Raw genomic sequence first — 21875 nt, 5'->3', positions numbered from 1 at the left:
TCATGTTTGATTGTAGTTGTTATAAGCAGTACGAAACCGCATAAGATTGTCGCTGGTGTAACTTGTGTAATCAAAGGCAATGTCAGAACTCATTTCAGACACCATGCTCCACATGGTTTCACGCAGCAAAGATGCGCACTTCATGGCGGTGTAGCGGTGCAGTAGCTGCGATGAAATAGGTGTTTCAAAATAGTTTTCCAGCAACCATATTTCTTGAGATTCATTAAGTTCGTTATTAGAGGCCAGCCCACCAAGGTCAAAAAGTGGTGAATTAAATCCGGCATAATCCCAGTCGATCAACCATAAACGCTCTCCATCATCCAGAAAGTTGGCAGCCAACAAGTCATTGTGGCCAAAAACCATATCAAATGGGCCAGCATTAGTTTCTAGCAGGTTACCCATTTTAATCAGTTCAGGTAGCAATGTTTGGTAGGAACTTTTGGCATCTTTTAGGCTCGCTGCATAATCCCTAATAACATGAAATACCCAAAAAATAAGTGCAGGGCCACGCAGGTGTTTTGGCACCTCTAAATGACACGTCTTAATTAACGGCAGTATTCGTTTCAGGTTTTCAGGTTTACGAACATCTTCTGGAGAATAGGTTGCACACTCAATAAACTCTAGAACAGTAATGCCGGGTTCGGTATAAATAACAGCGGGCGATAAGCCTGCTGTATGAGCTGCGCGGCTAGCAGATAGTTCGTTAAAACGCATGACGTGATGCTGAGGGATGTCTTCGCCCAAACGCGCCACGTATTTTTTACCTCCGTTGGTCACAAGGTAATTTACATTAGTGATCCCGCCAGCCAAAGGAGTTGCAGAAATTTCCCCTTGCCAAAGTGGTATTGCTTTAATCCTATTCAAAGGCGTATTAGTGGCCATGTGTCGTCTCCAGTCCATAACGAATACGGGCATTTTTAGCAGATGCTGATATAACCCTGTCAGCAATAATCGCAATGAAGGCAATCGAAAGTCCAGCGATAATACCGTGTCCTGTGTCGGCTCTAGTCAGAGCGATATAAACCTCTTGGCCAAGGTCACGGGTGCCAACGAGCGCCGTAATTACCAACATTGAAAGCGCTAGCATTATAGTCTGGTTGATTCCTAAAAGAATATTAGGCAGGGCTAGCGGAAGGCGAATTTGAGTCAAAATTTGTGTTGGGGTGCAGCCAGACACAATTCCAGCTTCAATTAGCTCGGAACTAACTGAGCGAATACCATGGGCTGCATAACGTACGGCTGGAGCCAGAGCATAAAGGACAATGGCAATCATTGCGGTAAAGTCTCCAATACGAAACAACATGACTACAGGAATTAAATAAACAAAGCTTGGAAGTGTTTGCAACGTATCAATCACAGCACCAATGATTTTTCCAGCTCGCTTATTAACAGCTGCCAAAATGCCCAACGGAATACCGATAACTGAGGCAATTACAACAGATACTCCACAAAGATAGACGGTGATCATTGCTTTGGCCCACATGCCATTTGTAACAATAAATAATGTCATCAGCCCATTCATCAACGCAAGTTTCCAACCACCAAACGTCCATCCAATAAAAACCAAAAGACACGTCATCCATGGCCATGGAATACCAATAAAAAAGCGTTTTGTAGGTAACATAAAACTTTTAAGGAAAAATATTTTCACCGCTTCAAACTGATCGAAATAGTTGATATTCAAATATTTAATTGAATCATCCCAGAATGCACCAGTAGTGATAGTATGGCTCTCAGGGTAATGTTGGTACATAGGGATAAAGAAACCAACTACCATTGAGAAAATCAGCACTGTGAGAACGATCATACTGCGGGGATGGCGGTGGTATATCCTATTCCTAATTTTGGGGTGCACGTAGCTAGTGCTGCGCTCAGCGAAGGCCTGGCTCAGGCGATCTATTGCTATAGCCATAATAACAATGGCGATGCCGGCCTCAAATCCGCCACCAATATCCAGTCGGCGCAGTGAGGCCAATACATCAAATCCAAGTCCTCCAGCCCCAATCATCGACGCTATAATCACCATGTTCAACGACAGCATTATTACCTGATTGACACCAACCATGAGGCTTCCAAGGGCCGATGGTATAAGAATACGCCAAGTCATCTGAGATTGTGTGCAGCCACATATTAATCCGAAATCTGTAATTTCTGGGTCAACAGACTGCAGTGCCATTGTGGTAATACGCACCATAGGTGGCATTGCATAAATAACTGTTGCAACAAGGGCGGATACTGGGCCAAAGCCAAACATAAATAGGATTGGAACAAGATAAGCAAATATTGGAATAGTTTGCATTAGATCTAAAGCAGGCTTTAATAGGCGACCAAACCAATGGTGGCGATAGGCCAGAATACCAAACAACAGCCCGCCTCCCACCCCAATTGGCACGGCGATCACGACAGACGCAAGTGTTATCATTGCGCTGTCCCACTGACCAAAAATCGCCAAATAACCAAAGCACGCACCAACAATTGCAGCCAGTGTCCAATCTTTTGCATAGTGGCCAAGGGCAATCACAGCAGATAGTACCGTTAACCAGCTAAGGGGTGGCAACACTTGTACCGCACTTTTCCCTAAGCCCCGTTCAAAGCCTTCGGATAGAAGGGCACGTACAAAGTTATAGGGCTGCTCAATTACCCAAGATAGTCCACGGGTTGCTTCAGTAAAAGTGAATAGTCCAAAAGTGGCGTCTTCAACGAGCCACTGCATGGCTAACGAAACGTAGTCTTTGAGAGGGAATACCCATACCTTGGGGTATTTAACTAGCCAGTTCATGCTAATAGCATCGGCTACTAATTTCCCATAGTTGGCCAAAATAAGGGTTATGAAAAATAGGCTAATCCAGATAAAGGCTGACCTTGGAATCCGCATTACACCCATACCCATATCCTAATCCTCAAACCAAAAAAGAGCTGAAATTCCTTTCTTTTTAAATATGTTTCCAGTGATCTTGCTACTTTTGTTCACCACACCCAGAGTTAAGCCTGACTTAAAAACTGCAATTTTAGTACTGTTTGAGATTATTTCACCGAACACACCGTTGCCTTTAGCCATAATACAGCTAAAAGTTGTGATTACATTTAAGGTTAGGGGTGAGTTTTTTTCCAGAAAACTTTCAGTACTTTGACCGTAAAGTTTCCACATATTATGAGAGGAAAATTTGGCTTGGCCGGTCATGTGAAAAACCTGTGTTTAGGGTTATTGATACCGCACTATTAATATGGCTCAAAAGCTGCGTGTATCTTATTGATAAAAAACGATTTATAGGGGGATGGTAGATACCGCAGGACCAGACACCAGCCCTGAGGTATTTCAGTTGTTGCCTATTTTATTTAGCGATCCAGCCACTCCACCGGTTCTTGTTACTAGCCATCCAGTTGGCGACTACAGAATCAATGTCTTGGCCATTAAGGTCCACATCGCCAACCATAGCACTCATTTCTTCATTGGTCAGGGTGTAAGCTTGAACAGCAGCAAAAGCGTCTGGCCACTTATCTTCCATTCCCGCCCATGCTGCTTTCCATATGGGGCCACGTGGCTTACCACAGTCGTAAGCTGCATCAGGGTTAACTCCTACTGAAGGGTCTGAGTAACATTCAGCAGAAAACGGTGGAAACTCAACAAACTCGCCATCGTATTTGGCTGGGGCCCAATGTGGCACATAAACCCACAAAATGATTGGGGCCTTACGTTGGTAAGCAGACTCAAGTTCGGCAAACAGGGCAGCATCTGTACCCGCGTGGACTACTTCGAAGTCTAAGTTAAGTGCCTCAACTCGTTCGTCATCAAAGCCACCCCAAGTTACAGGCCCACCAACATAGCGTCCACTTGGCGCAGTTTCAGCTGTGGAGAATACTTCAGAACAGCCTTGCAACGCCTTCCAATCTGGTAGGCCTGGACAAAGCTCTTTCATATAAAGTGGATACCACCATTCCTCTATAGCCTGCAGTCCAGTCTCGCCCGCGTTGACTACTTTGCCTGTTGCAGTGGCTTCATCTAGAGCTTCCTGGCCCGTTGTGGCCCAAATTTCCATCGCTAATGTTAAATCGCCAGTCTTCAGACCTGCAAACTGGGCAATATAATCAGCCTGAACGTATTCAACGTTGTATCCGGCCTCTTCTAAAATTGAACCCATAATTTTAGTGTTTATCAACTGGCCAGACCAATCATGTAGGGTTAGATTTATTGGATCTGAAGATCCAATGTCAGCTAAAGTGGCACCTGACAGGAGTGTTCCAGCCAAAGCTCCAATCAATGTACTCTTAATAATATGCCTCATATAAGGCTCCTCTTATGTTATTGTTATTCTATTGAGCGAGACTTGCTCATTGATTTTAGTTTCACTTCAAAAACCACACTTGTCAACAAATTATATAATATAGTGTGGTTTTGATATTATAATGTTGTTAAGCGAGGGTATTTAGTTTGCTGAATACACCCGCTTTATCCATTTATGAGAAGAATATGCAAACAATTCCTACTACTTCAAACCAGCGAGAACAAGAAATTCTGCGAGAATTACGTTTGGCGGGAGGCCTAAGTCGCGTTAGTTTTCTTGCCGACCGACTGGGTGTTTCTGATGAGACAATCCGCCGAAACATTAAGTCGCTAGCTGCCCGGTCTCTTGTTAGAAAAGTGCATGGAGGAGTGCTGTTAGCTCAGAGCCTTACAGTAACTGAACAACCCTTTCAGTTACGCATGGATCAAAATGCTGCAATTAAACAGCGGTTGGCTCAAAAAGTTGCTGAAATGATTGTTGACGGTGATTCTTTATTTTTGGACATTGGTTCCACCACCGCCTATGTTGCTATGGCCCTGCGTAATCACCAGAACCTCTATATTGTCACTAATTCTCTTGCCGTTTCCCATGCATTGGCCACCCGCAACAATAACCGAATATTTTTTGCTGGAGGTGAGTTGCGGCCTCATGATGGCGGTGCATTTGGCGCAAATGCTATTAATTTCATTCGCCGTTTTAATGTACGCTATGCGATTTTTTCGATCGGCGCTATAAACGCAGATGTTGGCTTTATGCTGCACGATATTCAGGAAGCTGACCTTTCCAGCGAAGCTGCAGCCCGGGCGCAAACACGAATTATTATCGCTGACAGCAGTAAGTTTGGACAGCGCGCACCTATTGCTGTGGAGGATCCAAGCCAGTTTGATCTTCTGATAACAGACCAAGCACCAGGTGATGATATTTCAGCGATGCTGACTGAAAACTCAATTTCTACTGTATTACCAGAACCCTAGTCTTTACTAAACTAATTGTCCCCTCCCATGAGTTTTTAACTGTAGTTTACGACACGCAGCTGCTGGTTAAGTCGTGATATAAGACTTTAAGAAACTAAGCACTCAACATTTATTAAGCATTATTGTTATATTAATTGTGGTATTTTTTAGATTGGTTGGTTATTAAATTTTCATTAACTTCTCTTTATGTAGCCACAAGAGGTGGTCTCTAGCATGAACAAGCAATTTACTATCGCTCAAAAAATCGGCCTGATGTTTCGGTATGATGAGAATGTGCCGCAAGATATGGAAGGGTGGATTGAGCAGCAGCTTCGAGCGCCATCGCCTGCGTTGGGCATCGCTAACACCAGTGCCAAAGTGACGCAATGGCCAGATGAGTTGCAGCCAAATTTATCCAAACGTGCGGGTATGTGGCGTCGTTACAGGGCCTTAAAAAAACAGCAACGAGAGGGTAAAAATGGGCAAGACACAGAGGCTGCACGCCAAGCCAATAGACACGAAAATTTAATGCAAGAAAAAGATGAACATAGGTTTGTTCAGCGCAATGTCTATGGTGCAGATCAAGTTAAGCTGCGGTTAACGTCTTTTTGGGCTAATCACTTCACCATTGGTAATACTTTTGATACGGGTCAATTAATTGGCCATGCCATTGACGAAGGTATCCTTGCTAAGCTCAATGGCAGCTTTGCTGATATGCTGTATGGCATGACTACTCACCCAGGTATGCTGACCTATTTGGATAATGTGTGGAGTGCGGGCGAGCGTTCAGTACAAGCCAAACACTGTCGTCGCAAACCAGATTGCCAAGCAGGTTTAAATGATAATCTAGGGCGCGAGTTGTTAGAGCTACACACCGTTTCTGTTGCGGCGGGTTATTCTGAAGACGATATTCGTGCAGCTGCTCAAGTATTAGCTGGTTGGGGTATCGACTTTGGGGAAGAATTGTCCGCTATGCGTGAAAAAACGGGTAGCAATAATCATTGGAACGCTTACAAAAAACGTTGGGCAGAACCTGGTCCCAAAAAAGTGATGGGCCAAACCATTTATGCTGGCCGCAGTGGTCTGCGTCAGCTAACAGATTTTCTTGCTAGTCATGATCACACCATTAACTATATTTCTACTAAATTGTGTCACCACTTTATCAGTGATAGCCCCACTAAAGCTCACATTGAGTCTGTTAAATCAGTGTGGCACCAGAGTAACGGTGATCTAAACACCATTCACACTCAAGTGCTTAAACTTGCCATTAATTCACCTGATGCAAAATTTCTGTGGCCAATGACCTGGCTGTTCCAGGTTGTTCGTTTGTCTGGAGCGACTTACTTTAAAGGGTGGGAAAATACACATCATTATGATGACAAACTGATGCATACTAAAAAAGTTTTTGAAGAATTAGGCCAATCTTTTTGGAGCCTGCGGCAGCCTGATGGCTACCCTAATGATAAGGCAGAATGGATGTCTGCAGAAATGTTTGAGCGCCGGGTTCGTTTTGCTGACGCTATCTATAAAAATGGTAGAACACGTCCCTCCGTCAATAAGATAATGGATCGTATTGGCGCCGCAGAGCAAACGAGAGCTTTGGTTGCCAGTGTGGGCCCTTCGCCTAAGGATCAATTCATTACCCTTATGTGTAGTCCTGAGTTAATGGGGTTGGAATATGTCTAAATTAATACCTGGCCGTCGTAACCTACTCAAGGCCGGTGCGGCATCACTATTTTTAGCTGGTGTACCTATCGCAGGGCTCGCCAAAGGAAAGCCACCAGGCAGTATCTCGGTGATTATTTTAGAAGGTGGAATGGATGGCCTAGCCACGATCCCACCGATTGGTGACCCAGATCTAATGCGCATGCGCAAGGCCATTTCACCAGAAGGCTACTTGCCATTAAACGACTTTTTTGGCTTACATCCATCGCTTAAGTTTTATGCCCAGCTAATGGCCAGAGGCCATGCCTCTGCTGTGCACGCTACGGCATTTCCGTATACCAAGCGGTCTCATTTTGAAGGCCAAAATATGATTGAAGGTGGTGGCTTGTCACCATTTAGTGAAAAAACAGGTTGGTTAGGGCGGGCTTTAGATCTGGCAGATGTTGCGGGGCGCTCTTTGTCTTTAGATATGCCACTAATTTTGCGTGGCCATCATGAAAATGATAATTTTTATCCTGCCAGTATCCGAGGGTCAAGTCGGCCAAAAGCTGATTTGGTCAACATGATTGCAATGGGGCATAAACTGGATGCAGCGCAAATATTTACTAAGGTAGCGCGCAAAAGCGAAGACAATGTGCAAGTGCCAAGGGATCCAGCCAGCTTAGCCACATATGCTGGCCGAGCTATGGCTCAAGCTGACGGCCCTGTAGCCTCAGTCATTCGTGTTGATAATTTTGATACTCATGCAAACCAAGTTGAAGAAGGGGATACAGATGCAGGGCGGTTAGCACGCCAGTTAGTTGTGGTCGACGATGTGATTGCGGGCTATCGCCGTGGGTTAGGCAAAGCTTGGGATGATGCAATTATTCTAACCCTAACCGAGTTTGGCCGCACTGTAGCGGTTAACGGGACCCGAGGAACAGATCATGGTTATGGGAGTGTTGGTTTGCTAGCGGGGGGTGCATTGTCTGGTAGTGGTGTTATTGCTGACTGGCCAGGGTTAAGTAAACAAGATCAATTTGAAAAAAGAGACCTGATGGCCACCATCGACTATCGATCTGTTTGTGCGGCCTGCCTTGAAAAGGCGTTAGGCATTGACCATGATGTGATTGCAAGTCAAGTATTCCTGCAACCAGACCTTCCCCGTGTGTTTGACCACTTATTTGCTTAGATTGTTGGTTTAAAAGGAGTTAGCCGTGGCCCAAATGTTGTTCATTTATCACCATTGCCGAATACCAGTTGTATTATTAGTGAGCGCTATTGTAGCTGCACTGACGCTGCCAGTTTTAGCAGCAGACATGTCAGGTTGGAGTGATAAATCTGTCTGTCGTTTAGTGACGACAACGGTCGATAATGTGGTGTATTTGGCAGAAGCCCAGCGGCGACAATTAAACTGTGGCGCAGGTGCTAAAGTTAGCAGTAGTAAGCAGCAGCCTGGGCAAAAATTGCTACCAAAAAACCAAGGTATTGTTTTCTATCCATTGAAACTAGACGATAAAGTTAAGCAGCAACTATTGGCTAACCCTATCGATAAAACAGCGTTTGATTTTAGCCCATATCAACTTGCTACATTGGCTCATCCCATTCAATGTCAATTTAAGCTGCGTAGGGTGAGCTATGACAATCATGCTGATGGGAGGGTTGAAAATTGGAATATGGCTTTGGGCAGCATGTTTTTAAGCAATAATGGGGTAAAATTAAAAGGCCGCTGGCGCATGGGAGGCCTATCCAAGGATTCAAGCTACTTAAAGCATGAAGTTAACCTTAAACTAACCACAGCAGGTCACTTGATTGGAAAGATGGCTTACTTTCATTTGAATATATCTAACGGCGAAGCACTGAAAAAACCCTTGTATATTGAACTAAAGCCTCACAAACGCAGTAAGCCACTCAATATCAACAACCCCAAAGATGCGGAACTATGGACTGATGTTGAAGACTGGGCGGGGGGTGTTTGGAAATTAACGAGGTGTAAAGAATATCCCCTTAGCTAACAAATAATGAAGGGGGTGTATGGTTTTAGATTATTTGGCACATTATTACTCAATTATAGGTAAACTTTTGAAAACTCAATTTTAATTTAGAGTTGGTCAAGTAGAAACCAAGCTCAATAATTGGTCTACCCACTAAGGTAAAACACATAATTTAAAATGAGAGTAGGATAGTCACTCAGATTAAGAAAAATCGAGGTAACAACGATGCCTAATCGATACAGCTCTTTGCTGCTAATTATAAGCCTAATGGCTGGCCCAAATGTTAGTCAAGCGGCCCAAGTGATCACCCCAGAGTACGAAGAGCCAAAAGTCGTATTCGATTTCTTTTTTGAAGACCCACAGCACATTGCATCAGCACTCTACTGGGTGCGTTCAACGATTAGTCCGCTTTATGATGAACCTTATAACATGGCTCCAGAAATGATGGATGTGGTAGTTATGATTCATGGCACCGAAATTGTCACCTTAGCCAAGCACAATTACGAAAAATACCGAGAATCTGTAGAGCGCATGAAATATTATCATGCACTTGGCGTGGAATTCCGTGCTTGTAGCTTAGCTGCAAGCGATTATAGCTACCAGCCCGACGATCTCTATGACTTCGTTACCTTGGTGCCATCGGCACCAACAGACTTGGTGCAGCTGCAGATGCAAGGGTATGCTCTTATTATGCCGTTGATAAGGACTAAAAAGTACAGTATTGAAGAGATACGCTAAAGCCCAACTAGAACTGTTGCGCCTTAATAGGGCATGGCGTTGGCTTTATGGGCTATGGCGATATCATCCAAACATTCTTGGCTTAACTCAACATCTGTCATTTTGAGAATATGCTCAAGCTGTTCATGCTGCGTTGCTCCAAAAATTGCAGAACACATAAAGGGCTGGGTTAGGCACCATGCAAGTGACATATGCACACTATCCACATCATGCTTGGCTGCTACTTTTAGGTAAGCATCAACCGCAGGCCAAACCCGTTCAGTGGTGCGCCCACCCAAATTGGGCGAAAGTGACTTGCGTGATCCTTTGGGAGTCGCATTGTTTTGATATTTACCAGTTAACAAACCGGCAGCCAAGGGTGAAAACGCAATCAATCCTACATCTTCGTTGGCGCTTAGCTCGGCAAGATCAGTGTCATAAAGCCGGCACAAAAGTGAATATTCGTTTTGGATTGTAGCAACACGCGGCCAGCCCCGGTCCTCTGATAAACGCAACCACTGGCTTGTCCCCCAAGCACTCTCATTAGACAGGCCAAAATGCCTTATATTGCCCTTATCAACTTGCTTTTGCAGAGCTTCAAGACAATCTTCCATATTAGCGAGTGTCTCTGTCTTATTCTGAGAGGTGGGATTATAATTCCAGTTTTTGCGAAACATATATGAGCCACGATTGGGCCAATGAAATTGGTAAAGGTCAATATAGTCAGTTTGCAGTCTGCGTAAATTACCTTCTATCGTTTCTGGGATCGTGTTTGAGGATATTGCCGCCCCATTTCGCACGTCTTTAAGGCCTTCACCAGAATGTTTGGTTGCTAAAACATAGTCACCACGACGCGACCGATTTTTAGCATTCCAAGTACCTATTATTTCTTCTGACCTTCCGATAGTTTCTTTTGCAATGGGGTTTACCGGGTACATTTCTGCTGTATCAACAAAATTGATGCCATTTGCTAATGCACAGTCCATTTGAGCGTGGCCTTCGGCCTCAGATGTTTGAGTGCCAAAAGTCATTGTGCCAAGGCATAGCTCAGATACCATGACGCCAGTACGCCCCATTGGATTCATTTTCATATTATGTTTCTCGTTTAGTTGTGTAGCACTTTAAGTTAAGAATAAAAGGTGGTCGTGGCTTGCCTTACTAGATGTCCAAACGCAATAAACCATTAACTCAAAAGCCAATGGTTTTACCTTACCTAACTATATCTAAACAGTGGGTGGGTATTATTTCGTCTCTCTGCACCCGTTAAGCCCCTTCGGATGATGCCGCCCACAGATTGATACCTTGATTACCAGACAAACGGTCAATTTCCAAAAGTTCAACATGTGTAAAATCTAGGTTCTTAATTGCGCCAACACAATCCAAAACTTGCTCAGGCTTTGAGGCTCCAATTAAGGCGGTCGTCACTCTGCCACCCCGCAACACCCATGCTAAAGCCATTTGTGCTAATGTCTGGCCGCGGCTAGCGGCAATGTCATTCAGTTGATTGAGTGCCTCAATGAGTTCTGGATTAATCTTGCTTTTATCAAGACTTTTACCTTGCATTGCGCGGCTATCATGCGGCATGCCATGTAAGTATTTTTTGGTGAGCATCCCTTGAGCAAGTGGCGTAAATGCGATTGACCCGAGCCCTAAATCTTCTAACGTATCGAGAAGATTGTCTTCCTCAATCCAGCGATTAAACATGTTGTAGCTGGGTTGATGAATGAGGCATGGTGTGCCTAAACCTTTTAAAATTTCCACAGCTTCTTTGGTTCGTTGGCTGTTGTAGCTGGATAGTCCTACATACAAAGCCCTCCCTGACTTAACAATGTGATCCAATGCCCCCATTGTCTCTTCTAGAGGGGTATGGGGGTCAAAGCGATGGGAATAGAAAATATCGACGTAATCCAGCCCAAGCCTTTTTAATGACTGATCACAGGAGGCAATTAAATACTTTCTACTTCCCCATTCACCATAAGGCCCAGGCCACATGTCATAGCCTGCTTTTGAACTAATGATTAATTCATCTCTGAGCCCTAAAAAGTCTGTTTTTAGAATATCTCCGAACGCCTCTTCTGCACTGCCAGCAGGGGGGCCATAATTATTTGCAAGGTCAAAATGCGTAATACCATTATCGAAAGCAGTCTGACAAAGTTCTCGTTTTGTTTGATGTGGAAAATCATGGCCAAAATTATGCCATAAGCCTAATGAAATGACTGGAAGCTTTAGCCCTGAATTACCACAGCGGCGGTAAATCATGTTGTCATAACGACTTTGGCTTGGAGCATAATGCATAATTTTGATCCTGTAGTAATAAAGTGTATTCGCAACTAGGGTACAAAAACCCCGAACACTTTACAATATTTTGATCAATACATTGCAATACCTGAGGTGTATTGAAAACGATAAAAGATGTCTTTTATGAGAAGAATTTATATTAATAAAAGAACGGGTTTTATCCAATTACTGTGTTACCAGAAATGCTTAATATTAATACGTTTTTGATAAGTGAATTTTCAATTAGTATTCAATTATTCTGCGGCCAGATCGATTCCACACTAAAACAACTAGGCTTGAAATTAGATATATTGTTTAACTACTAGCCTAGAACTGTTAGATGATACTGGCTCAATGTGAGGCTGGTCGTCCTGAAGTTTCAGCTACGCTGTTAAATTGTTAAGCCCAGGCATTAGTCTGGACAGGCATATTATCTTTGCTGCGCAGTCTCTTACCGCGGAGGTGCGGTACTTTCACGAATAACGAGAGAAACTGGCACTACTGCGGCGTGGTGTTGACTAGTTCCATCTGGCGATTCAATCCGCTCCATTAGCATGGACGCAGCAGTCTCGCCGAGTAATAACCGATCTTGACGGATAGACGTGAGTGATGGAATGAATTGTTCCGCAAAGTCAATGTCATCAAAGCCCATCACGGAGACGTCATAGGGCACTTTGAAATGGTGGCGTGACAACTCAGCAATGAACCCCAGGGCCAATTGGTCCGATGCACAAAACACTGCAGTTGGGCGGTCATCTAAGGCGATCCAAACCTTTGCTGCTTCGCAACCAGCAGCGAGTGAAAAGTCTCCAATAATGACCCATTCAGATTTTAATTCGAGTTTAAGAGCCCCTACTTCAGCGATAAACGCATCTTTGCGGGCATGTGCAAGGACATTACCTTTAGGGCCGGTTACATGGGCGATTTTACGGTGGCCGAGGCTATATAAGTGATTAACTGCTGCGTGTGTACCGTTGCCATTTTCGCTACGGACAGATGGGAAGTCTTTACCCTCAACCCATTCACAGGCGAATAGGATAAGTTTGGTTTTTGGGTTATTTTCCAACGACTCAACTACGTCAGCATCTAATCCTCCATCAAGGATGATCATCCCGTCAGCGCGTGCATCATCAAGGTAATCAATTAATCGTTCACCACTGCCGTGCACCTGCTTAGTGCTGGCGATCAACATGGAATATCCCTTGCTTGAAAGGTGCCGAGAGATGCCTTCGAGAATGCTTGAAAAGAATGGATTAGCCAAGTCTGGAAGCAAAACTAAAACTGAATGCGCACGCTGAGTACGGAGGTTTCTTGCAGCACGATTGATGCGATAGCCAGTCAATTTTACTGCCTCATAAACCCGAAATTTGGTTAGTTCAGATACGATATCTGGGTTAGACAAAGTGCGCGAGACCGTGGCCGTGGAGACTCCAGCAGCACGCGCAACATCTTGAATTGTGGAAGTTTTCAGTGTCATACAGCCTTCTTTATAATTCGCTCAAGTGTAATCGTTTACATAAACACTTGACAGGCCTAATAGTAATAAAGTTAAATGTAATCGATTGCAGGAAATGGCAATCTTAAAATAATTGGCGCAAAGCCACATTTTCTGGAGTAAAAATATGTCTAAAATATTAAAGTCGCTGCTAGTAGGTAGCGCGCTTGTAGCAGCGCCTGCGTCGCAGGCGATTGAATTAGAAGTTACTCATTGGTGGACATCGGGTGGCGAAGCTGCTGCTGTGTCTAAGTTTGCTGATGCATGGAATGCCACAGGCAACTCATGGCTTGATGGTGCAATTGCTGGCTCTGGCGGCACAGCGCGCCCAATCATTATATCGCGTATTCTTGGTGGTGACCCTATGGCAGCCACACAGCTAAACCATGGCCGTCAAGCTGAAGAATTGATTGAGGCAGGATTGCTTCTGGATTTGAGTGATGTTGCAGAAGCTGGTGGGTGGGCAGACATCGTCAACCCCTCTGCATTACTAGAATCCTGCACATTAGATGGCAAGATATACTGTGTTCCTGTAAACATCCACTCGGCACAGTGGTTGTGGTTATCTCATGCTGCATATGAAAATGCAGGCCTTGACGTGCCAAATGACTGGAACGAATTTGTAGGATCCGCAGGTGCACTGCAAGCAGCTGGCACATTGCCACTAGCGATGGGTCAACAAGGTTGGCAACAAAACCTTGCGTTTGGCGCAATTACAATTGCTGTTGCTGGCACAGAAGCTTGGCGCGAAGTGACAGTCAACAAAAATGCTGAGGTAGCTGCTGGCCCAGAATATACAGCTGTTTTCGAAGCTATGGTAGACGCACGTAAACTTGCTTCTGAGTCCAACGTTCAAGACTGGAACCAAGCTACTAACATGGTGATCACTGGCACTGCTGGTGGACAACTAATGGGTGACTGGGCGCAGGGTGAATTTGCTGTCGCAGGTCAGGTTGAAGGTGTTGATTATTCCTGCTTACCAGGTTTAGGCCTGAATGACATTTTGGACACAGGTGGTGATGCGTTCTACTTCCCAGTTAACGACGATCCAGCAATTACAGCAGCGCAAAAAGAGCTAGCGGCATTGCTAATTTCTCCTGAAGTTCAGGTCTCGTTCAACCTCGCCAAAGGGTCGTTACCTGTGCGTGGTGACATCGACATGTCGTCGGCAAACGGCTGCATGCAAAAGGGTCTGAAAATCCTAGCCAACGGTGGTATTCTGCCATCAGGCGACCAGTCCTTGTCTGCTGATACGCAGACACAGATTGAAGATTTGATGGCGCAGTTCTGGTCGGGTGATATGTCTGCAGCCGATGCACAGGACGACTATGCTCAGCTAATTAAAAAAGCTGACTAAGTCACTCTCTGACCCAGTGGCTTAGCTACTGGGTCAGTTTTATTCCCCTTATTTTATATTTGGAGCCGACACGATGACCGTGATCTCGGACCCCCTTATGCACCCTACAAAGCGGCCTCGTCGTTTGTTTAAGAATTTGATGGCGAAGCTTGCTTCGATCCCAATGATCTTAACAGCGGTTGTTGTCTTTGTTGGAGGCACAGCGTGGACAGTTTTATACTCCTTTACTGGTTCTCGGATGCTGCCCAAGACCAACTGGGTTGGACTTGATCAATACGAGCGTCTTTGGAGTTCTGATCGCTGGATCATTTCGATTACGAACCTTGGCATTTATGGCTCATGTTCCTTGGTGCTTACGTTGGTTATCGGCTTCAGTCTTGCGGCCTGCTTAGATCGAAAAATTCGATTCGAAAGTGCCTTCCGCTCTATTTTTTTGTATCCCTTTGCACTTTCGTTTGTAGTTACTGGCCTCGCGTGGCAGTGGATTTTAAACCCTGATTTTGGCCTGCAAAGTGTTGTGCGTGGTTGGGGGTGGGAGAGTTTTGTGTTCAACCCACTCAACGACGCCAACACTGTTATTTATGGCCTTTTAATCGCAGGTCTATGGCAGGGAACAGGATTAATTATGTGTATCATGTTGGCTGGCCTTCGTGGTATCGACGAAGATATTTGGAAAGCAACACGTGTAGATGGCATTGGCACAATCAAAACCTATATCGTGGTTATTATACCCATGATGCGACCCGTGTTCATTACCTCACTTGTGTTGATCGCATCGGGTATTATCAAGCTTTACGATTTAGTCGTTGCACAAACGGGTGGTGGCCCAGGCCTTGCGTCGGAAGTACCTGCCAAATATGTCATCGAGTACATGTTTCGTGCCCAAAACTTGGGCCAAGGCTTTGCGGCCTCTACTATGATGTTGTGCTCTGTTGTGGTCATTATGATCCCATGGGCCTACCTAGAATTCGGAGGCCGTAAACGTGGCTGATATAACACCAGGCCTGTCTGACGGCCCCCGCGGTCCAAAGCCTAAAAAAGCCTTTTCACGTGCCAATATTATCCTCTATGGCACTTTAATCATGGTTTCTATCTATTACCTTTTGCCGCTCTATGTGATGATTATGACCTCCCTAAAAGGCATGCCAGAAATCCGCATGGGCAATGTATTTGGGCCTCCCATGGAAATTACCTTTGAGCCCTGGGTTAAGGCGTGGTCACAGGCTTGCACGGGTATTAATTGTGATGGGCTATCACGTGGGTTTGGTAATTCTGTTCGCATACTAATTCCCTCTGTTCTGTTGTCCATCACCATTGCGTCAGTTAATGGTTATGCACTGTCAAATTGGAAATTTAAGGGTTCTGAAGTCTTTTTTACCATTCTAATTATTGGTGCATTTATCCCCTATCAAACAATGCTCTATCCAATTGTGATATTGCTTCGGGAGCTTGGTTTAATGGGCTCTATTGGTGGCTTGGTGCTCGTCCATACTATTTTTGGCATGCCCATACTAACACTGTTATTTCGTAACTATTTTGCTTCCATACCTCAAGAGTTGTTTAAGGCAGCAAGAGTAGATGGTGCTGGATTCTGGCAAATTTATTTTCAGATCATGTTGCCTATGGCGTTACCCATTTTTGTGGTTGCGATTATTTTACAGGTCACTGGCATTTGGAATGACTTTCTCTTCGGGGTGATCTATACCAAACCGGCGACGTATCCGATGACCGTGCAGCTCAATAACATCGTGAACTCAGTTCAAGGGATCAAAGAATACAATGTTAATATGGCAGCAACTCTCCTGACTGGTTTGGTCCCTCTCATTATTTACTTTGCTTCTGGCAAACTTTTTGTCCGCGGCATTGCCGCTGGCGCAGTCAAAGGCTAACTTACCCATGAAAAATTCTGTAGAAATAAAAGATCTAGATCTAAATTTTGGTGCTGTAAAGGTTCTAAAAAAACTAAACTTAAATATTGTAGAAGGCGAATTTATTGTCCTCTTGGGCTCCTCAGGATGTGGTAAATCTACACTGCTAAATTGTATTGCTGGGCTTTTGGATGTGACAGACGGCCAGATATTTATCAAAGGCGAAAACGTCACATGGGCGGAACCGTCTGATCGTGGTATCGGTATGGTTTTCCAATCATACGCCCTATACCCGCAAATGACTGTGCGTGGGAACTTGAGCTTTGGACTCAAGAATGCCAAGGTTCCCAAACCTGAGATCGCCAAACGGGTAGCGTGGGCTGCCGAAGTCTTGCAAATTGAACAGCTGCTAGATCGAAAGCCCGGGGCATTGTCAGGTGGACAACGCCAACGAGTAGCTATTGGCCGTGCGCTGGTGCGTGACGTGGATGTGTTTTTGTTTGATGAACCACTATCTAACCTGGATGCAAAATTACGTACCGACCTGCGGGTTGAATTGAAGCGACTTCACCAAAAGCTTAAGAATACAATGATCTATGTGACCCATGATCAGGTTGAAGCAATGACGCTGGCTGACCGAATTTCAATCATGAAGGACGGCTTGATCGAACAGTTGGACACGCCCGAAGTCATTTACGCTAAACCATGCAACAAATACGTTGCAGACTTTATTGGTTCGCCAGCAATGAATCTCTTCACAGGCCAGTTAAGTGGCACAGAATTTTCTTGTGACGGGTTCGAGGTTGATGTCACAGGCTACGAATTTGATACTAATGGCCAGCATGATGGCCCAGCATGGCTTGGCATTCGGCCTGAACACATCATTACCGGTGATGCTGCGCAGAGTGCATCCTATAATGGCAACGCCGAGATCGATATTGTCGAGCCTATGGGCTCTGACACCTTAGTTTGGGTTAACTTTGCTGGTCAGTCTGTGCGCGTGCGCACTGAAGGCTTAGCTGGCCTGAAGCCTGGTGACACCCTCAAAATTGGTTTTGATGCGGCGCGGATGCACCTATTTGATGTTGAATCTGAAGTTCGCCTTTAATTTAACTGGAAAGAAAAATAATGACTTTATCTATTCAACTATATTCGATGCGTGACTATGGGGATCAAATTGCCTTACTGGATAAATTATCTGCTATTGGCATTACGAACATCGAAGGTTATGGCGGGGTTTATGGTGATCCGAAGGCCTACCGTGCTGCGATGGATGCCAATGGCATTTCTATGCCCTCTGGGCATATGGGGTTGAATGACATTGAAGACAACTTTGAAACCACACTGAGCATCGCTAAAACCTTGGGAATCGTTTGTATCTTTGCGCCTTACCTGGAGGAACAGGACCGTCCTGATAACACTATTGGGTATACTAAGTTGGCACACCGTTTAAATGCAGCCGCAAAACGATACGCCGAACATGGAATCTTATTTGGCTGGCACAACCACGATTTTGAATTTGTGACCCTCGCCGATGGAGGTGTTCCAATGGACATTCTATTAGAGGAAGCCCCTGATATTATGTGGGAGGCTGATCTGGCCTGGATTGTGCGAGGCAAGAGTGACCCGTTTGACTATATTCAACGCTATGGTAATCGATTGTGTGCAATTCACGTGAAAGATATCGCCAAAGATGGCACTAACTTAGACGAGGATGGCTGGGCTGATCTTGGTGCAGGCGTCTTAGATTGGGCAACACTTTTGCAGGCTTGTCGCACTCAATCCTTGGGCCTAATTTATGCCCTGGAGCATGATAAACCTAGCGATCCAGTTGGCTATGCTACCCGATCAGCGGCAGCCTTTCAGAACCTGTGGGAGAACACACATGACTAAACCACTGGGTGTTGGCATTATTGGGTGTGGGAATATTTCGGCTGCGTATTTACAGTTAGCGCCGATGTTCAAGGGCTACGAAATTCTTTCTGTGGCGGATATCAACATGGAGAATGCAACCGCGCGTGCCGATGAATTTGGTGTGCGGGCTGAGACAGTTGACGAGCTGCTGTCAGCGAATGATGTTGATCTGGTGATTAATTTGACGATCCCTGCAGCGCATGTAGAAGTCTCCCGTGCAATTCTTAAGGCGGGTAAGCATGTTTATTCTGAAAAGCCATTTGTACTTAGCCTCGCTGAAGCACAAGAGCTAGGAGCGGTTGCGCAGGCCAACAATGTGCGGATCGGATCAGCACCTGATACCTTCATGGGGGCAAGTCACCAGCTTGCCCGTAATCTGGTTGATCGTGGTGAGATTGGTTCTGTCACCTCGGGCACTGCTGTGGTGATGTCTCCAGGGATGGAGGACTGGCACCCTAATCCAGATTTTTTCTTCCTCAAAGGGGCTGGTCCTATCCTTGACCTTGGGCCTTATTACATCTGCAACCTAGTGCAAATTCTTGGGCCTGTAAAGAAGGTGACAAGCTTTACAGGTTCGGCGAGTGCGACGCGAACCATCGCCAATGGCCCACGCAATGGGGAGATCATTCCGGTTAAAACACCGACCACCATTCATGCGCTGTTAGCCTTTGAAAATGGTGCAATTATCACACTGCTTGCCAGTTGGGATGTTTTCGCCAGCAATCACCCTATTATGGAACTTTATGGCACTGAAGGGACGATGAATGTGCCCGATCCAAACTTTTTTGGTGGCGTCGTGACGGTAACTGAACGGGCGGGTGATGCAGTCGAAAAAACATGGGATCACCCCTTTGCCATCCCTAATTTTGAAGAAAACCAAGCCAATTACCGTGGGGCTGGTTTGGCTGATATGGCCCTATCAATCAGTGCAAATACCTCCCATCGTTGTAATGAGGCCTTTGCAACCCATGTTGTTGAGGTGATGACGGCTGTTTTAGAAGCTGGCGAAACTGGTGAAGTAATGACAATGACAACAACCTGCGAGCGCCCCGATGCCTTGGTCCCAGATCAAGCACGAGCCTTGCTAGTGTGATCGATATAGATGGAGAATAAAATGACCAATTTAATTAAAGGGCCGGCACTATTTTTGGCCCAGTTTGTGAGTGATGAAGCGCCATTTAATTCCCTGCCGAGCATTGTGAAATGGGCAGCAGACCTGGGGTATAAGGGTGTGCAAATCCCAACCTGGGAAGCCCGTATTTTTAATCTGGAAAAAGCAGCCAGCAGCCAAAGTTATTGTGATGAAATCTCAGCGGTTTGCGCTTCACATGGGGTAACAATCACTGAGCTTTCTGTACATTTGCAAGGCCAACTAGTGGCTGTTCACCCAGCCTATGACACTGCATTTGACGCGTTCGCGCCCCTGCATTTGCAAGGCAAACCTGATGAACGCCAGGCTTGGGCGGTGGATCAAGTAGTCAAAGCTGCCAAAGCATCACAGAACTTTGGGCTTAACGTAGCTGTGGGCTTTACCGGATCCCTAGCCTTTCCTTATATGTACCCTTGGCCACAGCGTCCTGCTGGATTGGTTGAAGAAGCGTTCAGCGAACTGGCGCGTCGGTGGAAGCCAATTTTGGATGTTTACGATGAATTAGGTATCGATTTAGCTTTCGAAATACACCCTGGTGAGGATGTTTTTGATGGCACAACGTTTGACCGCTTCCTTGGTGCCCTCGACAATCACCCGCGATGTAAGATTCTTTATGACCCGTCACACTTTTTGTTGCAGCAGCTAGATTACCTAGCATTCATCGACATCTATCACGAGCGTATTAGTGCGTTTCACGTTAAAGACGCTGAATTTAACCCAACCGGCCGCCAAGGTGTTTATTCTGGCTACTCTGATTGGACTGATCGAGCAGCTCGCTTTCGCTCGCTTGGCGATGGGCAGGTAAATTTTACGAGTATCTTTTCTAAGCTCACGCAGTATGGGTTTGATGGGTGGGCTGTGCTGGAATGGGAGTGCTGTCTGAAGCATCCAGAGCAAGGTGCTGCAGAAGGTGCACCATTTATCGCTAATCATATTATTCGCCGCACTGATAAGGCGTTTGATGATTTTGCGGGCGGAACAACAGACAAAACTGCGCTACGTAAAATGATGGGTTTCTAATATGGTTCGTCTCAAGCTTGGTATGGTGGGTGGTGGTCAGGGTGCGTTTATCGGTGGTGTTCATCGCATGGCTGCAAGGCTAGACGGGTGTTATGAACTTGTTGCAGGGGCTTTTGCATCAGACTCTTTGCGCGCCCATGTCTCTGCTGCCGAACTAGGTGTCAGTGTGGACCGTTCCTATGACAATTACAGTGACATGGCGAAGGCGGAGTCAGCCCGACCAGATGGTATCGATGTGGTGTCCATTGTTACACCCAATCATCTGCATGGGCCTATAGCTGAGGCGTTCTTGGCTCAAAATATTCATGTTATCTGTGACAAGCCGATGACAGCCACCTTGGCGCAGGCCGAAAGCCTTATGGCTGCTGCTGCTGTGTCTGATGCATCATTCTTTTTGACCCATAACTACACGGCTTATCCAATGATTCGCCAAGCTCAGCAGATGGTGACTGAGGGTGCCCTGGGCGACATACAGATTGTTGAAGCTAATTACTTACAAGACTGGCTAAGCGACGTTCCTAAAACTGATAACAAGCAAGCCATGTGGCGAACTGACCCGACCCAATCTGGCGGTGGCGCGATTGGAGATATTGGCACCCACGCTTATAACCTCGTATGTTTTGTGACAGGTCTTCGCACAAAGACGCTAAATGCGACTTTGCACACTCACGTTGCAGGCCGAGCTGTAGACGATGATGCCAGAGTTACGTTGCACTTCCATGGCGGAGCACGTGGTCATATCTGGGCCAGTCAAGTGGCTGTTGGGAACGAAAATAATCTTACCTTGGCAGTTTATGGTACTAAAGGCTCAATCAGATGGTCTCAAGAAAACCCCAACAACCTTTGGTTCAGTAAACTAGGCGCCGCACCACAAATGTTCACCCGGGGCGGTGGTTCTTCATATCCCTCAGCGGCCGCAGTCACTCGTATTCCAGCAGGGCATCCAGAGGGTTACTTGGAGGCTTTTGCGACGCTCTATAGAGAGGCGGCAGAGGTGATTATTGCGAGCGGCAAAACGACCCAACAAAGTGCGGTTATTGGTATTGAACAGGGGTTTGAAGGTGTGCGATTTGTTGACGCTTGTCAGCGATCGTCAAAAGCACACGCAGCTTGGGTTACTCTATAGTATTTTTGGCCAGTGCACCTTAAGCACCTATTTACCAAACTTGCTTAGCTATACAACAATGTGGGAATTATTGGTAA

20 protein-coding genes are annotated in these 21875 nt (G+C 45.6%); 13 read left to right on the top strand and 7 right to left on the bottom strand.

The features are described from left to right. The 4 genes from ABXT60_RS10860 to ABXT60_RS10845 form a co-directional block, all read right to left on the bottom strand. On the bottom strand, nt 1–882 hold the full coding sequence (locus ABXT60_RS10860; protein WP_443630165.1) for a phosphotransferase: 882 nt from the start codon (nt 880–882) through the stop codon (nt 1–3). After that, nucleotides 872–2890: an ABC transporter permease gene (locus tag ABXT60_RS10855; RefSeq protein WP_443630164.1), complete on the bottom strand. Its 2019-nt coding sequence runs from the start codon at nt 2888–2890 to the stop codon at nt 872–874. Before ABXT60_RS10855 ends, ABXT60_RS10860 begins: the two co-directional genes overlap by 11 nt. A 3-nt stretch (nt 2891–2893) precedes the next feature. After that, complete coding sequence (locus ABXT60_RS10850; protein ID WP_443630163.1) at nt 2894–3181, bottom strand: hypothetical protein; 288 nt, start codon at nt 3179–3181, stop codon at nt 2894–2896. A gap of 151 nt (nt 3182–3332) precedes the next feature. After that, nucleotides 3333–4283 carry an ABC transporter substrate-binding protein gene (locus ABXT60_RS10845; RefSeq protein WP_443630162.1) on the bottom strand — a complete coding sequence of 317 codons (951 nt, stop codon included), beginning with the start codon at nt 4281–4283 and terminating at the stop codon, nt 3333–3335. 185 nt (nt 4284–4468) lie between these two features. Here ABXT60_RS10845 and ABXT60_RS10840 point away from each other — a divergent pair, with 185 nt between their 5' ends. From ABXT60_RS10840 to ABXT60_RS10820, 5 genes are all read left to right on the top strand, one after another. Further along, nucleotides 4469–5257 carry a DeoR/GlpR family DNA-binding transcription regulator gene (locus ABXT60_RS10840; RefSeq protein WP_443630161.1) on the top strand — a complete coding sequence of 263 codons (789 nt, stop codon included), beginning with the start codon at nt 4469–4471 and terminating at the stop codon, nt 5255–5257. A gap of 213 nt (nt 5258–5470) precedes the next feature. Further along, nucleotides 5471–6922: a DUF1800 family protein gene (locus tag ABXT60_RS10835; RefSeq protein ID WP_443630160.1), complete on the top strand. Its 1452-nt coding sequence runs from the start codon at nt 5471–5473 to the stop codon at nt 6920–6922. After that, nucleotides 6915–8072 (top strand): DUF1501 domain-containing protein, encoded by a 1158-nt coding sequence (locus ABXT60_RS10830; protein WP_443630159.1) that lies wholly within the window; start codon nt 6915–6917, stop codon nt 8070–8072. Before ABXT60_RS10835 ends, ABXT60_RS10830 begins: the two co-directional genes overlap by 8 nt. 25 nt (nt 8073–8097) lie before the next feature. Beyond that, on the top strand, nt 8098–8895 hold the full coding sequence (locus tag ABXT60_RS10825) for a hypothetical protein (protein ID WP_443630158.1): 798 nt from the start codon (nt 8098–8100) through the stop codon (nt 8893–8895). Between the two features lie 204 nt (nt 8896–9099). Next, entirely contained in the window at nt 9100–9612 is a 513-nt protein-coding gene (locus ABXT60_RS10820) for a DsrE family protein (RefSeq protein WP_443630157.1), read from the top strand. Nucleotides 9613–9635: 23 nt separating this feature from the next. On the opposite strand, the gene ABXT60_RS10815 is transcribed toward ABXT60_RS10820, so the two are convergent. The 3 genes from ABXT60_RS10815 to ABXT60_RS10805 all read right to left on the bottom strand — a co-directional run bounded on the left by ABXT60_RS10815 (nt 9636) and on the right by ABXT60_RS10805 (nt 13345). Further along, complete coding sequence (locus ABXT60_RS10815; protein WP_443630156.1) at nt 9636–10682, bottom strand: aldo/keto reductase; 1047 nt, start codon at nt 10680–10682, stop codon at nt 9636–9638. Between the two features lie 172 nt (nt 10683–10854). Further along, the gene (gene mgrA, locus ABXT60_RS10810) at nt 10855–11886 is read right to left on the bottom strand and encodes an L-glyceraldehyde 3-phosphate reductase (protein WP_443630155.1); all 1032 of its coding nucleotides are present in this window, start codon (nt 11884–11886) and stop codon (nt 10855–10857) included. A 433-nt stretch (nt 11887–12319) separates the two neighbouring features. Further along, a complete protein-coding gene (locus ABXT60_RS10805) occupies nt 12320–13345 on the bottom strand; it encodes a LacI family DNA-binding transcriptional regulator (protein ID WP_443630154.1) in 1026 nt (341 codons plus the stop codon). Nucleotides 13346–13490: 145 nt separating this feature from the next. On the opposite strand from ABXT60_RS10805, the gene ABXT60_RS10800 reads away from it, so the two are divergent. The 8 genes from ABXT60_RS10800 (at nt 13491) to ABXT60_RS10765 (ending at nt 21798) form a co-directional block, all read left to right on the top strand. Continuing rightward, nucleotides 13491–14720, top strand: a complete 1230-nt coding sequence (locus ABXT60_RS10800; RefSeq protein ID WP_443630153.1) for an ABC transporter substrate-binding protein — start codon at nt 13491–13493, stop codon at nt 14718–14720. A gap of 73 nt (nt 14721–14793) precedes the next feature. Then, nucleotides 14794–15711, top strand: coding sequence for a carbohydrate ABC transporter permease (locus ABXT60_RS10795; protein WP_443630152.1), 918 nt, complete (start codon nt 14794–14796; stop codon nt 15709–15711). Next, nucleotides 15704–16609 carry a carbohydrate ABC transporter permease gene (locus ABXT60_RS10790; RefSeq protein ID WP_443630151.1) on the top strand — a complete coding sequence of 302 codons (906 nt, stop codon included), beginning with the start codon at nt 15704–15706 and terminating at the stop codon, nt 16607–16609. Before ABXT60_RS10795 ends, ABXT60_RS10790 begins: the two co-directional genes overlap by 8 nt. A 7-nt stretch (nt 16610–16616) precedes the next feature. Then, nucleotides 16617–17696 (top strand): ABC transporter ATP-binding protein, encoded by a 1080-nt coding sequence (locus ABXT60_RS10785; protein WP_443630150.1) that lies wholly within the window; start codon nt 16617–16619, stop codon nt 17694–17696. A 20-nt stretch (nt 17697–17716) separates the two neighbouring features. Further along, nucleotides 17717–18481: a sugar phosphate isomerase/epimerase family protein gene (locus ABXT60_RS10780; RefSeq protein WP_443630149.1), complete on the top strand. Its 765-nt coding sequence runs from the start codon at nt 17717–17719 to the stop codon at nt 18479–18481. Continuing rightward, entirely contained in the window at nt 18474–19595 is a 1122-nt protein-coding gene (locus ABXT60_RS10775) for a Gfo/Idh/MocA family protein (protein WP_443630148.1), read from the top strand. The genes ABXT60_RS10780 and ABXT60_RS10775 overlap by 8 nt, the downstream gene beginning before the upstream one ends. 21 nt (nt 19596–19616) lie before the next feature. Further along, nucleotides 19617–20672, top strand: a complete 1056-nt coding sequence (locus ABXT60_RS10770) for a sugar phosphate isomerase/epimerase family protein (protein WP_443630147.1) — start codon at nt 19617–19619, stop codon at nt 20670–20672. Nucleotide 20673: 1 nt separating this feature from the next. Continuing rightward, nucleotides 20674–21798 carry a Gfo/Idh/MocA family protein gene (locus tag ABXT60_RS10765; RefSeq protein ID WP_443630146.1) on the top strand — a complete coding sequence of 375 codons (1125 nt, stop codon included), beginning with the start codon at nt 20674–20676 and terminating at the stop codon, nt 21796–21798. Nucleotides 21799–21875: the final 77 nt, after the last annotated feature.

This window comes from Candidatus Njordibacter sp. Uisw_056 (assembly GCF_047730085.1).
In the GTDB taxonomy this organism is placed as follows: Bacteria; Pseudomonadota; Gammaproteobacteria; order Pseudomonadales; family Balneatricaceae; genus Njordibacter.
This window is presented reverse-complemented; position numbering and strand designations above follow the sequence as displayed.

What these genes read in the sequence shown, in the direction of transcription:
- mgrA (WP_443630155.1), bottom strand. Translation starts at nt 11,886, where the DNA reads ATGCATTATGCTCCAAGCCAAAGTCGTTATGACAACATGATTTACCGC.
- ABXT60_RS10815 (WP_443630156.1), bottom strand. Translation starts at nt 10,682, where the DNA reads ATGAAAATGAATCCAATGGGGCGTACTGGCGTCATGGTATCTGAGCTA.
- ABXT60_RS10845 (WP_443630162.1), bottom strand. Translation starts at nt 4,283, where the DNA reads ATGAGGCATATTATTAAGAGTACATTGATTGGAGCTTTGGCTGGAACA.
- ABXT60_RS10850 (WP_443630163.1), bottom strand. Translation starts at nt 3,181, where the DNA reads ATGACCGGCCAAGCCAAATTTTCCTCTCATAATATGTGGAAACTTTAC.
- ABXT60_RS10775 (WP_443630148.1), top strand. Translation starts at nt 18,474, where the DNA reads ATGACTAAACCACTGGGTGTTGGCATTATTGGGTGTGGGAATATTTCG.
- ABXT60_RS10785 (WP_443630150.1), top strand. Translation starts at nt 16,617, where the DNA reads ATGAAAAATTCTGTAGAAATAAAAGATCTAGATCTAAATTTTGGTGCT.
- ABXT60_RS10780 (WP_443630149.1), top strand. Translation starts at nt 17,717, where the DNA reads ATGACTTTATCTATTCAACTATATTCGATGCGTGACTATGGGGATCAA.
- ABXT60_RS10805 (WP_443630154.1), bottom strand. Translation starts at nt 13,345, where the DNA reads ATGACACTGAAAACTTCCACAATTCAAGATGTTGCGCGTGCTGCTGGA.
- ABXT60_RS10765 (WP_443630146.1), top strand. Translation starts at nt 20,674, where the DNA reads ATGGTTCGTCTCAAGCTTGGTATGGTGGGTGGTGGTCAGGGTGCGTTT.
- ABXT60_RS10840 (WP_443630161.1), top strand. Translation starts at nt 4,469, where the DNA reads ATGCAAACAATTCCTACTACTTCAAACCAGCGAGAACAAGAAATTCTG.
- ABXT60_RS10835 (WP_443630160.1), top strand. Translation starts at nt 5,471, where the DNA reads ATGAACAAGCAATTTACTATCGCTCAAAAAATCGGCCTGATGTTTCGG.
- ABXT60_RS10770 (WP_443630147.1), top strand. Translation starts at nt 19,617, where the DNA reads ATGACCAATTTAATTAAAGGGCCGGCACTATTTTTGGCCCAGTTTGTG.
- ABXT60_RS10800 (WP_443630153.1), top strand. Translation starts at nt 13,491, where the DNA reads ATGTCTAAAATATTAAAGTCGCTGCTAGTAGGTAGCGCGCTTGTAGCA.
- ABXT60_RS10830 (WP_443630159.1), top strand. Translation starts at nt 6,915, where the DNA reads ATGTCTAAATTAATACCTGGCCGTCGTAACCTACTCAAGGCCGGTGCG.
- ABXT60_RS10860 (WP_443630165.1), bottom strand. Translation starts at nt 882, where the DNA reads ATGGCCACTAATACGCCTTTGAATAGGATTAAAGCAATACCACTTTGG.
- ABXT60_RS10795 (WP_443630152.1), top strand. Translation starts at nt 14,794, where the DNA reads ATGACCGTGATCTCGGACCCCCTTATGCACCCTACAAAGCGGCCTCGT.
- ABXT60_RS10820 (WP_443630157.1), top strand. Translation starts at nt 9,100, where the DNA reads ATGCCTAATCGATACAGCTCTTTGCTGCTAATTATAAGCCTAATGGCT.
- ABXT60_RS10855 (WP_443630164.1), bottom strand. Translation starts at nt 2,890, where the DNA reads ATGGGTATGGGTGTAATGCGGATTCCAAGGTCAGCCTTTATCTGGATT.